We start from the raw sequence: 14194 nt of genomic DNA on the forward strand, positions 1-14194 counted from the left end.
TACATGGCGGTCACGGCGTCGGTGATCGCCGCCATGGTGATCGGCGTGCGCCGGCATCGGCCGGCGTGGCCGGTGCCGTGGTGGCTGCTGGTCGCGGCGGTGGGCACGTCGCTGCTCGCCAACCTCGGGTGGGCGATGGCGCTCACCCCCTCGGGTCTGCCGCGGTTCCCGTCGGTGGGTGACCTCTTCTACGCGGCGACGCTGGTACTGCTGGCGCTGAGCGTCTATTGGTGGGTCCGGCCCGGGCAGCGCCGCGGCGGCGCCGTGGAGGCCGGCATCATGACGCTCGGGGGTGGCGCGTTCTCCTGGGCGCTGGTGATCGAACCGTTGCTGTTCGACGACCGGTTCAGCGGCCTGCGGCTGGGCAGCTACCTGCTCTACGCCGGCATCGACCTGGTCATTCTCGTGCTCACGGTGCGCGTCGTCGTCGTGTCCCGGGTACGCACACCCGGCTACCGGCTGATGGTCGCCTCGGCCAGCCTGCTCATCGTCACCAACACCGTGAACTTCGCCGCCCTGCTGTCCGGTACGACCCTCGACCGGCTGACCGCGTTCGGGTGGCTGGGTTCCTACCTGCTCATCGGCGGCGCGGCGCTGCACCCCTCGATGGCGCGCAGCACCGGCATCGTCGCCCGTAACCCGTCGCCGGCGCCGCGGCGGCGGATGCTCGTCTACGTGTCGCTCATCGTCGCCATCGGCGGGTTGACCGTCACCAGCCTGGTGGCCGATCTCGGACCGCACTCGCCCCGGACGATCGTGCTGGAGCTGATCGGCTGCGCCATGTCGATCCTGCTGATCTTCCGGCTGTCGCAGCTCGCCACGCTCCTGAACCGCCGCGCCCTGCTCGACGGCCTCACCGGGCTCGGTAACCGGGCCCTGCTGCAGGACCGCCTGGACAGCGCCAGCCCCCATGACGAGGTGCTGCTGCTGGTCGACCTCGACGGCTTCCGCGACTTCAACGACAGCTTCGGGCATCAGGCCGGCGACGCGGTGCTGCTCGAGGCCGCCCGCCGTCTCCGCGCCGCCGTGCCCGACGACGCCACGGTGGTACGGATAAGCGGCGACGAGTTCGCCGTCCTCACCGCCATCTGCGAGGGACTCGACGGCCCGGCCATCGCCCAGCGCATCCTCGACGGCCTGCACCACCCGTACGAGCTGCCGGGCATCTCGGCCCGGCACCTCGCGGCGAGCATCGGCGTCGTGCCTGTGCAGGTGAACACCCTGCGCACGTACGCGCTGCGCGATGCCGACCTGGCGCTGCGCAGCGCGCGGCAGCACGGCGGCAAGCAGTACGCGGTCTACGACGCCGCCGTGCACGCCGAGCGGCTCGCCAACACCCAGCTCGTGGCCGACATGCACCAGGCCCTCGACGCCGGGGAGTTCAGCGTCCACTATCAGCCCATCGTCGAGCTGGCCACCGGCGACATCGTCGCCGCCGAGGCGCTGCTGCGCTGGACCCGCCCCGACGGCACCGCCATCCCGCCGATGCAGTTCATCCCGCTCGCCGAACAGAGCGGGGCCATCCTGGCCATCGGCGGCTGGGTCATGGCTCAGGTCTGCGCCGACCTGTCCACCCTGTACCGCGAGCACGGGCTCTCCGTGACCGTGAACGTCTCCGCGCATCAGCTGCGCGACCCGCGCTTCGCGCAGAGCGTTCTCGACCTGCTGCGGCGCAACGACGTGCCGGGCTCGGCGCTGATCGTGGAGATCACCGAGACGGTGCTCATCACGTCGGTCATCGACGCCGCCACCGCGACCGAACAGCTGCAGACCCTGCGTGACCACCAGGTCCGGATCGCCATCGACGACTTCGGCACCGGCTATTCCTCCCTGGCCTACCTGCGCCAGCTGCCCGTCGACATCCTCAAGATGGACGGCTCCTTCACGGCGCAGCAGATCGAACAGGGCGCCGCACGGGACCTCGCGTTCATCCACACGATCCTGGAGCTGAGCCGCATCCTGGGGCTGCAGACCATCGCCGAGGCGGTGGAGACCGCCACCCAGGCCGACCGGCTGAACGTTCTCGGCTGCGACCAGGCGCAGGGCTACCACTTCGCCAGGCCGGCACCCGCCGCGGCCCTGTACGAGTTGCTCCGCGCGCGCCGCACCGGTCCCGAGCTCGCGACTCCGCAGCCCGCGATCGGCCCCGCCGCCTGAGGCCGGTGCGGATCGGCGGCCGGTTCGTCCTCAGGACCATTGGTCTTCGGCCGATCAGTGAGCTGAGAACTGACTGGAGCTGGTGGTGATGGTCGTGAGTGAAGGACATGCGGCAGATGTCCTGACCCGGGCGGGAGACGCCTGGTTCCAGGCGCTCGTGGAGCTGTCTCCGGACACCATCTTCGTGATCTGCGACGGATACCACGTCTTCGCGAACGCCCGCGGCCTCGCGTTGCTGGGTGCTCGGAGCATCGCCGATCTACAGGGCCGGCCGGCGATCGAGTTCATGCACCCGGACTACCGGGACCCGGGGGCGGCGCGGATGCGCTCGCTGACCGCCGACGGCGAACCGCTGGAGTACGTGGAGGAGAAGCTGATTCGCCTCGACGGCGGGGTCGTCGACATCGAGGCCGCCGGCACGCCGCTGGAGTTCGACGGCCGTCCGGCGGCGCTCATCGTCGCCCGCGAGATCACCGCTCGCAAGCGGGCGGAGGCCGAGCTCGCCGCCGCGCAGCAGCGCTTCCAGGCCGCGTTCCGCAACGCGCCGACCGGAATGGCGCTGCTCGACGCCGCGGGATCGATCACGGAGGCGAATCCGGCGCTGGAGGCGCTGCTCTGCGAGCCCGCCGACGGCATCGCCGGCAGGCCCTACTGGCAGTGGGTCGACGTGGCGGACCGGCAGCGTGCCCGTTCCGGCTTCCGCGCGCTGGCCGGGGGATCGGTCGACACCAGCCGGGGTGACATCCGCTTTCGCCGGACGGACGGCGCGGAGGCCTGGGTACATGTCTGTGTGGCCGCGCTCGCCGACGGCCGCTCGTTCGTGGCACACCTGAACGACGTGACCGCCGCCAAGGCCGCCGAGCAGGAGCTCACCAATCAGGCCCGGATGGACCCGCTCACCGAGCTTCCCAACCGGGTGGCGTTGCTCGAGCACCTGGGCCGCGCGTTGAGCATGCGGTTGAGCCAGGTGGCGGTGCTCTTCCTGGACCTGGACGGCTTCAAGCAGGTCAACGACCGGCACGGCCATGCGGCCGGCGACGAGCTTCTCCGCTCGATGGGGCAACGGCTCCGTGGCGCGCTCCGCGAGGAGGACTTCGCGGGCCGGCTCGGCGGCGACGAGTTCATCGTGATTCTCACCGGCCCCGACTGCGAGCGGCGCGCGCACGGGCTGGCCGCCCGGATCCGCGACGTGGTGAGGGCGCCGGTTGCGCTCACGCTCGGGGAGGTCCGCGTGGACGTGAGCGTCGGCGTGGCCGTCGGCACCGGGATGGCGTACGACGCCAACGGGCTGCTGGCCGCGGCGGACGCCGCGATGTACCAGGCGAAGACCGCCCGGCGCGGCGCCACCCTGGTACCTGCCGCATCGTCGTGAGCTCTGGGTGAATCCCGCTATTCGTCGCTGTTTTCGGGAGGAACGCTCATCGACAGCGGCACCAGCCACGGAGGATCACCTTCCCTTCTGCACTCGATCTCGACCTGGAGCGGCCTGAAGTAGAGAGCGTGGAAGCTCACGCCTCCGGTTCCGTTCAGCTGAAACTCCACCCGATCGCCGACGCGAACGTCACTCACCCGACGTCTGAAGCATTCGCTGTCGTCGTCGGCGTTCGCGAACTGCCACGCCAGCGCCGTGTAGTAGCCGGCGAAGTTCCTGGCGAATGACGCCGTAGCCTCGTGCTTTTCGAAGGCGAGTGGGCGAAGCCGGACGTCTATCGAGAACCTGGCCGCGTACGAGCGGTACCGCGCGCGTTTCGGCAACGATCCGGAATTCGTCGCCGCGGACCGGATCCGCGACGATTCCGGGTGCGTCGTGCGATACGACCGGACGTTCATGCGCCCGCTCCTGCCGACCGGCTGAGTCGCGGCGTGGAACCTGTCGCGAGCCTGTGAATGCATATGAATGCGCTGTCAAACCCGAAGTCGGTGAGCCGCCATCCCGATGAGGCCTCTCGAATGCGTTCACACCGACAGAAAGGCCACCGGCCATGACTTCGATCAATTTCTCCGGCGCCGTCTCGGGCACGACCGGGATGCGGCAGGGCCCGCCGCCGCGCAATGGCGAGGACCCGATGAAGGCCGTCGCCGAGAAGCTCGGGCTGAGCACCGACGATCTGAAGAACCAGTTGGAGGGCGGCAAGAGTCTGAACGACGTCGCCGAGGCACAGGGGGTCTCGCACGACGACCTCATCGCCGCCATCAAGGCCGGCATGCCGGCCGGGAGGACGTCCGGCACGTCGGCGGTCGACGGAACCGGGATCGCCGAGAAGATCGCCGCGGCCAAGGGCCGCCCGCAGGGCCCGCCGCCGGGTGGCGCCAAGGACGAGCTGGACGGGCTCACCGCGAGCGCGAGCCAGACCAAACTCGACCGGATCAGCGCGCTGCTGGACACCGACTCTGCCGAGGTCGGCTCGGTCGGCAGCGCAATCCAGCTGGTCGACCTGCTCAGGGAGAAGGGCTTCGACCTGAGCTCCCTCAAGGCTGTCCTCGACAGCGGCGACCTGCTCGACGTCACGGCCTGAGCGGTCCGTCCGTCCGTGACCGTGTCTCGGGTGCCCGCCGTATCTCCGGCCGGGCACCCGAGACCTCGGCCCTATTCCAGCACTAGAGTATGCCCGTGGAGCTGACCCCTGCCGAGCTGACCGTGTTGGGCCTGGTCATCGAGCGGCCGCAGCACGGCTACGACCTGGAGCAGGTGATCGAGCAGCGGGGCATCCGGCAGTGGACCGACATTGGGTTCTCCTCGATCTACTACCTGCTCACCAAGCTGGGGCGGCGCGGCCTGCTCCATGTTCCGCAGGCTCCGGCCGCCGCGAAGTCCCGCCGGGTCTTCCACGCCACCCCCGAGGGTCGCCGGGTCGCGGCACGCAACGCGCTGGCCTTCGTCGCCGAGGCGCGGCCGGTCCCGTATCCGCTGCTGGTCGGCGTCGCCAACCTGTCCCTGCTCTCGCCGCGGCAGTACGAGCAGGCGCTGCGCACGCGCCTGGCGCACATCGAGGCCCGGATGGCCGCGGTGCAGGCCGTCCGGGCGGTGCAGCGGGCGCAGGCCGCCCTCCCGCTCGCGGCGGCCGAGGTGTTCTCCTACTCCCTGAGCCTCATGGAGGCAGAAAGGCAGTGGCTCGCCACCCGAGTCCAGGTGCCCGGTGACCGACAGAACTGACGACAAGACCGACTTCAAGAAGACCCTCGACGGCTACCGGGCGCAACGAGACCGGTTCCGGTTGGTCGACGTGCCCGACATGCGGTACCTCATGGTCGACGGCCACGGGGACCCCAACACCGCGCCCGCCTTCACGCACGCGGTCGAGGCGCTCTACCCGGTGGCGTACAAGCTGAAGTTCGCCAGCAAGCGGGAGCTCGGGCGCGACTACGTCGTCCCGCCGCTCGAAGGCCTGTGGTGGGCCGATGACATGGACGCCTTCACCACCGCACGGGACAAGTCGCGGTGGGACTGGACGCTGATGATCATGGTGCCGGACTGGATCGACCAGTCCATGTTCGCGACCGCCGTCGAGCAGGCCGGGGCGAGGCACGGACCGGCGCGTCTCGACGACGTCCGCCTGCAGGCGCTGTTCGAGGGGCGGTGCGTGCAGACGCTGCACATCGGTTCCTTCGACGACGAGGCCGGCGTGCTCGCGCGGCTGCATCATGAGTTCATCCCGGGTCAGGGGCTCCGCATGGCCGGCACCCACCACGAGATCTACCTCAGCGACTTCCGCAAGGTCGCACCCGGCAAGAGGCGCACCATCCTGCGGCAACCGGTCGCCGCCGCGAAAGACCTCTGACTCAGCCCTGCGGTGTCCGGATCGCCTGCAGCTTGCGGGCGACGTCGCTCGCCTGTGGATGGTCGGCGTTCACCAGGATCTTGTACGCGTCCTCCCAGCGCTCCTGTGCCGAGGCGTTGTCGCCGATCGCCTGGTGTGTGTCGCCCAGATGAATGCTGAGCTGGGCCTCCAGGATCGGGTCGGCCAGGGCCTGCGCCAACCGCAGCCCGTGCTCGTAGTGGTGCGCCGCCGCCTCGTGGTGCCCCAGGTCGTGGTTGGCCCGGCCGAGGGTGTCGTGCGCGACGGCCTCGTTCGCCCGGTCCCCGGCCTGCTGTTGCAGCGCCACCGCGCGCTGGTGGTGGGGTATGGCCTCGTGCGGGGCGCCGAGCTGCGCGTGGTACCAGCCGACCGCGTTGCTCGCCTTTCCCTCCCAGGCGGGATGGCCGAGCGCCGCCCACAGCGCCAGCGACCGCTGGGCGTGTCCAGGGCCCAGCCCAGCTGCCATGCGTGCCGGTCCAGCCCGGTGTCCCTGGCCTGGCGCAGGGCGGCGAGCAGCACCGCCCGTTCGGTGCCCAGCCACTCCAGCGCCGCGCGAGCGTCGAACGGCTCCGTCGGTACGCCGCTCCCGTCGCCCAGCCCCATCGGAATCGGTGCGCGCGTCGGGTTCAGCACCCGATCCGCCTGGTGCGCGGTGTGCGTGTAGTGGTCGAGCAGCCGGGTGAGCGCGGCCCGGCGGTCGTCCTCGGTGTTGTTGCGGTGGGCGAGTTCGGCGGCGTAAACGCGCAGCAGGCCGTGCAGCCGGTAGCGGCCGGGCGCGTGCTCGGCGAGCAGGCTGGCATCGGTGAGCTCGCGCAGCGTCCGGTGAGAATCGCGTAGAGCTGCGTACTGCTGATCCTCACCTCGCGCGCCACGCTCAGCAGATCGCGCCCGGACGCCTGCCATCGCCTCCGTAGCCCGGCACAGAACGTGGCCACCGGGCCGGTGTCTCGCGAAACCCCCACGGGCTCACCGTAGCCGGTGTCGTCCGGCACTCCGGTTCTCCGAGCCCGTGCCATCAGCGCCGTCGCCACCGCGTTCCGGAGTTTGTCGGCAATCCACCACCCACACCGGACGGTCGGGTTGGCTGAACCGGTGCCGGACGAGAGGAGACAGGCGGTGCACCTTCTGCTGTTGACGATCGCGCCGGTGGTCTCCGGCGTCGCCCTGGGATATCTCCTGGGCGGCCGCCTCGCCGGGTTCCGCACCATCAGGATCAGGGCGCTCTGGCTCGTCTGGCTCGCCGCGGGCGTGCAGTTCGCGCAGTCGGCTGATCCGTGCATGAGGATTCGCGTTCTCCTCACGCTGACCGCCCTGGCCACGCTCATCTACAGCATCGGCGCCCCACACGAACACGGTGGGTGATCGGATCACGTGCACCCACCACGCCGCCCCGGCGTGGTGGGTGCACCTGTCCGCACCGTCCTATCAGGACGTTGGCTTCTGTCTATTGATGCAAAAGTTCATGGCAAGTTAACCAAAGTTGTGGACTTCTCGTCATAAGCCGCCTAGCGTCTGCGGGCATCGATGGTCGTCGACTTTCGGTCCCGACCGTGTTGGTGTCTGCGGAGCGTCCGATGAGGAAACTGAGTTTCGCCTGGCCACGTACGTCCCTGCTGATGGGCGCCACCCTGCTCGCGGCCCTGCTGCACGGGGTCCCCGCCGCCGCGGCCGTTCCGCCGCAGCAACCCGGCGTCACGCTGCGCACCTACGACCTGCAGGCGGCGCGCGACAGAATCTGCACGCTCAAGCCCGGGCAGACCCCGAACGTCGACAAGCTCATGCCGGCGGTCAACTGGACCGCCGCCGCGGACTTCGGTTTCGAGGACCGCTTCCAGGCGGAGGTGATCGGCAACGTCAACATCGCCACCGCCGGCTCGTACACGTTCCGGCTGACCAGCGACGACGGCTCTCGACTGCTGATCGACGGCGCGACCGTCATCAACCACGACGGGCTGCACGGTGTGACCTCCATGGAGGGTGCGGTGACCCTCGCGACCGGCTACCGCGCCCTGCACATCGACTACTTCGAGCGCGACGGCGGCCAGCAGCTCACCCTGGAGTGGCGGCCACCGGGGGCGAGCTCGTTCGCGCTGGTGCCCGGCTCGGTGCTGAGCACCGACGCCGGCGTGGTCAGGGTGACCGCGCCCGGCCGCAAGGAGTGCGAAGGCTCGGCGGACAGCCCCGGCGACGGCCTTCCGCTCAACGCCGTTCACCCCGGCTACACCCTCACCAATCTGCGGCCGGCCGGCTTCCAGCCGCAGGTGACCGCGATGGACTGGTACCCCGACGGGCGCCTGGCGATCGCCACCTGGGGCGGCAGCGACACCGTCGCCGGCGAGGTGTACGTCCTCAGCGGCGTCACCGGCGCCAGCTCACCCGGCCAGGTCACCTACAAGAAGATCGCCACCGGGCTCCGCGAACCGATGGGCCTGAAGATCGTCGACGGCAAGATCTACGTCTCGCAGAAGCACGAGCTCACCGAACTCGACGACACCAACGGCGACGGTGTCATCGACCAGTACCGCCGGGTCGCCACGTGGCCGTTCGACGGCAACTTCCACGAGTTCGCCTTCGGCCTGCTGTACAAGGACGGCTACTTCTACCTGAGCCTGTCCGTCTCCATCGACCTCGGCGGCGCGACCACCCAGCCGCAGGGCTCACCGAACCGCGGCACCACCCTGAAGATCAACCGCACGACCGGCGCGGTGGAGTACATCGCCGGCGGCCTGCGCACCCCCGACGGCATCGGCTGGGGGCCCGAGGGCGACATCTTCGTCCTGGACAACCAGGGCGGCTGGCTGCCCGCGTCGAAGCTGGTGCAGATCAGGCAGGACCGCTTCTTCAACCACTACACCAATCCCGACGGCCCGTTCGACGCCCGGCCGGTCACCCAGCCGGTGCTGTGGTTGCCGCAGAACGAGATCGCCAACTCGCCGAGCACCCCGCTCATGCTCGGCTCGGGGCCGTACGCGGGCCAGATGCTCTTCGGCGACGTCACGTACGGCGGCATCCAGCGCGCCTTCCTCGAGAAGATCAACGGGCAGTACCAGGGCGCGGTCTTCCGCCTGACCCAGGGCCTGGAGGCGGGCGTGCTGCGCCTGAGCCAGGGTCCCGACGGCGCCCTCTACACCGGCGGGATCGGCGCGGGCGGCAACTGGGGTCAGGAGGGCAAGCTGACCTACGGTCTGCAGAAGCTGACTCCCAACGGCACCGGCGTCTTCGACATCAAGGCGATGCGCGCGGTCGCGGACGGCTTCGAGCTCGAGTACACCCAGCCGGTCTCGGCCGACACCGCCGCGCAGCTCGCCGCGCGGTACCGGGCCGAGCAGTGGCGTTACGTGCCGACACCGGCGTACGGCGGTCCGAAGGTCGACGAGGAATCGCTGCCGGTGGCGGCGGCCACCCTCTCGGCCGACCGGCTCAAGGTGACGCTCAAGCTGACCGGGCTCAAGCCGGGTCGCGTCGTGCACGTCCGCTCACCGCGACCCTTCACCTCGACCTCCGGCGCGTCGCTGTGGAGCACCGAGGCGTGGTACACCCTCAACGCCCTCGTCGACGGCACGACGCTGCGGACTGAGCGGGCCGAGGCCGAGAACGCCGGCCTCAGCGGCAGCGCGGGGGTGGCCTCCGACCACACCGGCTACACCGGGTCAGGATTCGTCGCCGGCTTCGGCGCGGTCGGCGCGGCGACCACCTTCAGCGTCGACGTGCCGTCGGCCGGTTCGTACCCGATCTCCCTGCGCTACAGCAACGGCCCGAACCCGTCGGCCGGCGCCAAGACCGTGAGCCTGTACGTCAACGGTGTCAAGGTGCGGCAGATCAGCCTGGCCGACACCGGCAACTGGGACACCTGGGCGGCCAAGGCCGACACTGTGACCCTGCGGACCGGAGGCAACACGATCGCGTACAAGGTGGACACCGGCGACGTCGGGCACGTCAACCTGGACAGCCTCACCGTCGGCAACGGCACCGCGACGGCGCCGCGGACCGGCACCATCACCGGCATCGGCGGCAAATGCCTCGACGTGGACAACGCCGGCACCGCCAACGGGACCAAGATCCAGTTGTACACGTGCAACAACTCCTCCGCGCAGAGCTGGACCCGCATCGGCGACACCCTCCGGGCGCTCGGCAGGTGCCTGGACGTCCGGGAGGCCGGAACCACCAACGGCACCGTGGTCCAGCTGTACACGTGCAACAGCAGCGCCGCACAGGCGTGGCAGGCCCAGCCCGACGGATCGCTGCTCAACCCGCAGTCCGGCAAGGTGCTCGACGCGGCGGGCGGGGCGAGCACGGACGGCACGCAGGTCCAGATCTGGGAGCCGGCGAACGTCGCACAGCAGAGGTGGACCCACAACGGCACCAGCCGGGTAACGCTGTTCGACGGCGGCAACCTGCAGGCCTTCCAGAACGCCGACGGCACCGCACCGACCTGGCCCGTCTCCGGCGGCTCCGCCGAGGTGCTCGGCGGCGACATCCGCACCAAGCAGACCTTCGGCGACTTCCGGCTGCACGCCGAGTTCTGGCTGCCGAACCTGCCGGCCGACGTGACCGGCCAGGCCCGTGCCAACAGCGGCATCTACCTGCAGGACCGCTACGAGATCCAGATCCTCGACACGTACGGCAAGCCGGCGCCGGCCGACAACGACTGCGCCGCCGTCTACCTGAAACGGGCGCCCTCCGCCAACGCGGGAACGGCGCCGGAGACGTGGCAGACCTACGACATCACCTTCCGGGCGGCCCGGTACGACGGCGCCACGAAGACCGAGGATGCGCGCGTCACCGTGGTCTGGAACGGAACGACCGTGCACAACAACGTCGCGATCGACGGCCCCACCGGCAACGGCGCCCCGGAGGGCCCGGACCTGCTGCCCATCCGCCTGCAGGACCACGGCGACCCGGGCGCGAACGTGCGCTATCGCAACCTCTGGATCGAACCCGCCTGAACGCGGCGTCAGCGGCGGCCGGTGGCCAGGGCGACGAGGAACTGGCCGCCGCCCGCGTCGACGCTCGCGGTCACCGGCAGCCCGGGCACCAGCCGGGAGAAGCGGTCGACCAGCCAGTCGGCCGCCTCCTGGGCGTCCTTCCGGCTCGGACAGCGGGCGACCAGCTCGCGGCCGCCCTTGCGTTCGAGGCGCTCGGCGACCGTGATCAGCGGCGCGGGCTCCACCACGTGCAGGCGGTCCGGCCAGGCGATGACCACCTTGACCGCGCCCTTGCGGGTGTTGCAGGCACGGTGCGCGAGCCGCTCGGCGACCTTGGCCTTCCGGTCGGCGGTGCGGCTGTCGACGCTGGGGCCACGCGGGTCGTTCACCGACATGTCGGCGTCGACCGGCTCGTCGCACACCCAGCACCGCCAGCCGTCACGCTTCGCGACGTCATCAAGGAGACTCATCCGAACAAACTAGCCTGAGCCCGGCGCCGAGCATGACGGAGGAACGCGAATGATCGACGCAGTCTTCTTCGATGTCGGCGGGACGATTCTCGACGAGTCCCGCGAGTTCGAGACCTGGGCGGACTGGCTCGGCGTTCCACGGCACACGTTCTCGGCGGTCTTCGGCGCGGTGATCGCCCGGGGTCTGGACCATCGGGAGACGTTCCGGGTCTTCCGGCCCGGCTTCGATCTCGCCGCCGAGTACGAGCGCCGGGCGGCCGCCGGCAGGCCGGAGTCGTTCGGCGAGGAGGACCTCTATCCCGACGCGCGAGCGTGCCTGGACTCCCTGAAGGAGCAGGGCCTGTTCGTCGGCCTGGCCGGCAACCAGCCGGCTCGCGCCGAGACGCTCCTGCGCGCCCTCGACTTGCCCGTTGACGTGATCGGCACGTCGGATGGTTGGGGAGTGGAGAAGCCGTCGCCGGCCTTCTTCGAGCGGGTCGTTCGCGAGGGCGGCGGCGACGCTTCCTCGATCCTTTACGTCGGCGATCGGCCCGACAACGACGCCCGCCCGGCCGGGGCGGCCGGCATGAAGGCGTGCCTGATCCGCCGCGGTCCGTGGGGTCACATCCTCGACATCCCGGCCGTGTCCGAGCGGTGCCTGTTCCGCATCGATTCGCTGGACGAACTACCAGGCCTGGTCGCGAAGCACAACGCGGCAACGGGCTAGGGGAGGGCGACGGCGGCGCCTGCGCGCCGCCGTCGACCGATCAGTCCCGCACGTAGTAGTGGCCGTTCGTGTCGTCGTATCTGCCGCCGGCGCGGCAGCAACGGCGGAAACCGCCGCCCGGACCTGCAGGGGCAGGGGTCGTTTCCGCCGAGTTTCTCGATCAGTTCGGTGTCGACACCGACCGTCCGGTCGCCGCGCTTGACCTGGGTCTCGCTAGAGGGAACCCCCTGCGACGCTTGCTGGTCGGCTCAAAAGGACGCCTGGGCGTCGTATTCGCTGTACATGACGGCCTCCTCGAAGCTGTGTGCGGCGAGGAGGTTACCCGGCACGCCGACCGCGGCGCGACCGAATTTCGCGTGGGCGGGGCGGCCGCGGCCGCCCCGCCCACGAGCGGTCACTTCTCCGGGGTCAGCAGTGACTCCGGCACCAGCGTGGCGACCGGCGGGCGCTGCTTGCCGGTCGGCGCGGACAGGGTGGTGGGCGTCCCCGGCGGCGGCAGCGGCTCGGTGAACGGCTGCACCGAGTCCGTGCAGACCGTGCCCTTGGCGGGCGGCGTACCGGTCAGCAGGTAGTCGTCGATCGCGGTGGTGGCGCACACGCCCGACCCGTACGCGGTGTGCCCCCAGTTATTGCTGGACAGCAGCCGCGAGTTCGGCAGCAGCCGGCTCGACGAGACGGCGCCCTGGTAGTTCGTCGCCGGGTCCCAGAAGTTGCCGACGACCAGCACCGGTGCGGCGGTCCGCCTGGTGAACGGCCCGCGATAGGCGTCCTCGTCCTGCACGGTCCACGTCTTCTGCGCGCACTGGCTGTCGATCCAGCCCCAGGCCCGGCCGAAGTAGGGCGCCCGCTGGTCGCGGCGGGCGGTGGCGGCCGGCCAGGATCCGGCGTCGGCCGGATGACGGCCATCGGTGCAGATGACCGTGCTGCTGGCCTCGAAGCCGTTCTCGTACGGGAAGTCGTACCCCCGCTTGGTCGCCTGCGCCGCCCGCGCCCGCTCGGTCAGCGCCGCGGTCGAGCCGGTATTGAGAGCCGCCCAGACCTCCGCGGCGATCTCGGTGACCACCGGGCCCGCGTCGACACCGTAGAGCGAGCCGAGGATCGCGCTGACGAAGATCGCGTAGGTCACGGTGAACGTGCCGCCCTCGCCGTCGGGCAGTTCAAGCGGCTTCGCACGCAGTTCCCGGGCGATCGTCTCGAAGTTCCTGACCGGGTCGCCCGCGGCGAAGACGCAGTACTTCTCGCCCGCCCGGTCGCAGCGCCTGAGGATCTCGATCAGCGCCTTGTACGCGCCGTCGGACGAGCGCAGCCGCTCGTCGAGGATCTGCCGGGTGTTGCCGACCCAGGCGGTCGGGTCGAGCACGCCGTCCACGACCAGGGACCGGAACCGGTCCGGGAACAGGTTCGCGTAGTACTGGCCCAGCGCGCTGCCGTAGCTGAAGCCCAGATAGTTCAGCTTCCGGTCGCCGACGGCGCGGCGCATGACGTCCATGTCCCGGGCCACCTCGGCGGTGGACATCGCGCCGGACAGCGGCCGGCCGGTGGTGGAGCAGGCCTTGCCGAACCGCTTCGAGCCGGTCACGTACCGCTGCTCCTCGGCCTTCGTGTACGGGAACGGCACGTTCAGCAGATCGAACACCGCGGTCTGGTCCTTGACCGACCTGAAGCAGCGTACGTTCGCGCTGGCGCCGATTCCGCGGGGATCGACACCCACGATGTCGAAGCGCTGGAGCAGCGAATCGCTGAGGAAGTACGGCGCGAAGAGGGCGAACTCGGTCGCCGAGCCGCCCGGCCCACCGGGGTTGAGGAACAGGCTGCCGATCTTGTGCCGCTGGTCCTTCGCCTTGATCCGCAGAATGGCGATCTCGGTGGTGGCGCCCTTCGGCCGGTCGTAGTCGAGCGGTAGCCGGGTGGTTGCGCACTCGGCGATCTCGTAGCACTTGTACCAGCCGAGCTTGGGAGTGGGTACCGCGTCGACCCGCGCGATCTCCGCCCTGCTGGTGCGGTCGGAGGCGGCCGGGGCGGCCGACCCGGGCGCGGCGGCGACGGCGGACAGGACGATGCCGGCCAGCGCCGCGGTCAGTAGTCGGTGCGTCTTCAGTGGCATTGGGACGACCCTTCTGACGGGGGATCGCGGCGCCT

At 70.3% G+C, this 14194-nt stretch carries 13 protein-coding genes; 9 read left to right on the top strand and 4 right to left on the bottom strand.

Going from position 1 to position 14194, the window contains the following annotated elements; genetic code table 11:
- Positions 1-3 precede the first annotated feature (3 nt).
- Positions 4-2157 (top strand): GGDEF domain-containing protein, encoded by a 2154-nt coding sequence (locus AB0B58_RS11985; protein WP_360221722.1) that lies wholly within the window; start codon positions 4-6, stop codon positions 2155-2157.
- Between the two features lie 94 nt (positions 2158-2251).
- Positions 2252-3529 (top strand): sensor domain-containing diguanylate cyclase, encoded by a 1278-nt coding sequence (locus AB0B58_RS11990; RefSeq protein WP_360221725.1) that lies wholly within the window; start codon positions 2252-2254, stop codon positions 3527-3529.
- A gap of 17 nt (positions 3530-3546) precedes the next feature.
- Here AB0B58_RS11990 and AB0B58_RS11995 read toward each other — a convergent pair whose 3' ends face one another.
- Positions 3547-3987, bottom strand: a complete 441-nt coding sequence (locus AB0B58_RS11995) for a hypothetical protein (protein WP_360221728.1) — start codon at positions 3985-3987, stop codon at positions 3547-3549.
- A gap of 152 nt (positions 3988-4139) precedes the next feature.
- Here AB0B58_RS11995 and AB0B58_RS12000 point away from each other — a divergent pair, with 152 nt between their 5' ends.
- The 3 genes from AB0B58_RS12000 to AB0B58_RS12010 all read left to right on the top strand — a co-directional run bounded on the left by AB0B58_RS12000 (position 4140) and on the right by AB0B58_RS12010 (position 5936).
- A complete protein-coding gene (locus AB0B58_RS12000; RefSeq protein ID WP_360221731.1) occupies positions 4140-4673 on the top strand; it encodes a hypothetical protein in 534 nt (177 codons plus the stop codon).
- A gap of 95 nt (positions 4674-4768) precedes the next feature.
- Positions 4769-5311, top strand: coding sequence for a PadR family transcriptional regulator (locus AB0B58_RS12005; protein ID WP_360221734.1), 543 nt, complete (start codon positions 4769-4771; stop codon positions 5309-5311).
- Positions 5295-5936, top strand: a complete 642-nt coding sequence (locus AB0B58_RS12010; protein WP_360221737.1) for a GyrI-like domain-containing protein — start codon at positions 5295-5297, stop codon at positions 5934-5936. The genes AB0B58_RS12005 and AB0B58_RS12010 overlap by 17 nt, the downstream gene beginning before the upstream one ends.
- A gap of 1 nt (position 5937) precedes the next feature.
- Here AB0B58_RS12010 and AB0B58_RS12015 read toward each other — a convergent pair whose 3' ends face one another.
- A complete protein-coding gene (locus AB0B58_RS12015; protein WP_360221740.1) occupies positions 5938-6420 on the bottom strand; it encodes a tetratricopeptide repeat protein in 483 nt (160 codons plus the stop codon).
- Positions 6421-6617: 197 nt separating this feature from the next.
- Between AB0B58_RS12015 and AB0B58_RS12020 the strand changes: the two genes are divergently transcribed.
- From AB0B58_RS12020 to AB0B58_RS12030, 3 genes are all read left to right on the top strand, one after another.
- Positions 6618-6791, top strand: a complete 174-nt coding sequence (locus tag AB0B58_RS12020) for a hypothetical protein (RefSeq protein ID WP_360221743.1) — start codon at positions 6618-6620, stop codon at positions 6789-6791.
- Positions 6792-7070: 279 nt separating this feature from the next.
- The gene (locus AB0B58_RS12025) at positions 7071-7316 is read left to right on the top strand and encodes a hypothetical protein (RefSeq protein ID WP_360221746.1); all 246 of its coding nucleotides are present in this window, start codon (positions 7071-7073) and stop codon (positions 7314-7316) included.
- Positions 7317-7528: 212 nt separating this feature from the next.
- Positions 7529-10900: a family 16 glycoside hydrolase gene (locus AB0B58_RS12030; protein ID WP_360221749.1), complete on the top strand. Its 3372-nt coding sequence runs from the start codon at positions 7529-7531 to the stop codon at positions 10898-10900.
- An 8-nt stretch (positions 10901-10908) separates the two neighbouring features.
- Here AB0B58_RS12030 and AB0B58_RS12035 read toward each other — a convergent pair whose 3' ends face one another.
- Positions 10909-11349: a hypothetical protein gene (locus AB0B58_RS12035; RefSeq protein WP_184995478.1), complete on the bottom strand. Its 441-nt coding sequence runs from the start codon at positions 11347-11349 to the stop codon at positions 10909-10911.
- Between the two features lie 49 nt (positions 11350-11398).
- On the opposite strand from AB0B58_RS12035, the gene AB0B58_RS12040 reads away from it, so the two are divergent.
- Entirely contained in the window at positions 11399-12055 is a 657-nt protein-coding gene (locus AB0B58_RS12040) for an HAD family hydrolase (protein WP_360221753.1), read from the top strand.
- Between the two features lie 394 nt (positions 12056-12449).
- Here the strand turns inward: AB0B58_RS12040 and AB0B58_RS12045 are convergent, their stop codons facing one another.
- Positions 12450-14159, bottom strand: coding sequence for an alpha/beta hydrolase (locus AB0B58_RS12045; protein WP_360221756.1), 1710 nt, complete (start codon positions 14157-14159; stop codon positions 12450-12452).
- Positions 14160-14194 lie beyond the last annotated feature (35 nt).

Source organism: Actinoplanes sp. NPDC049118 (assembly GCF_040648555.1).
Taxonomy (GTDB): domain Bacteria; phylum Actinomycetota; class Actinomycetes; order Mycobacteriales; family Micromonosporaceae; genus Actinoplanes.

Bases quoted from the DNA above. Each gene is read 5' to 3' on its own strand.
- AB0B58_RS11985 (WP_360221722.1), top strand. From the start codon at position 4: ATGGCGGTCACGGCGTCGGTGATCGCCGCCATGGTGATCGGCGTGCGC.
- AB0B58_RS12035 (WP_184995478.1), bottom strand. From the start codon at position 11,349: ATGAGTCTCCTTGATGACGTCGCGAAGCGTGACGGCTGGCGGTGCTGG.
- AB0B58_RS12045 (WP_360221756.1), bottom strand. From the start codon at position 14,159: ATGCCACTGAAGACGCACCGACTACTGACCGCGGCGCTGGCCGGCATC.
- AB0B58_RS12040 (WP_360221753.1), top strand. From the start codon at position 11,399: ATGATCGACGCAGTCTTCTTCGATGTCGGCGGGACGATTCTCGACGAG.
- AB0B58_RS12030 (WP_360221749.1), top strand. From the start codon at position 7,529: ATGAGGAAACTGAGTTTCGCCTGGCCACGTACGTCCCTGCTGATGGGC.
- AB0B58_RS12015 (WP_360221740.1), bottom strand. From the start codon at position 6,420: ATGGCAGCTGGGCTGGGCCCTGGACACGCCCAGCGGTCGCTGGCGCTG.
- AB0B58_RS11995 (WP_360221728.1), bottom strand. From the start codon at position 3,987: ATGAACGTCCGGTCGTATCGCACGACGCACCCGGAATCGTCGCGGATC.
- AB0B58_RS12000 (WP_360221731.1), top strand. From the start codon at position 4,140: ATGACTTCGATCAATTTCTCCGGCGCCGTCTCGGGCACGACCGGGATG.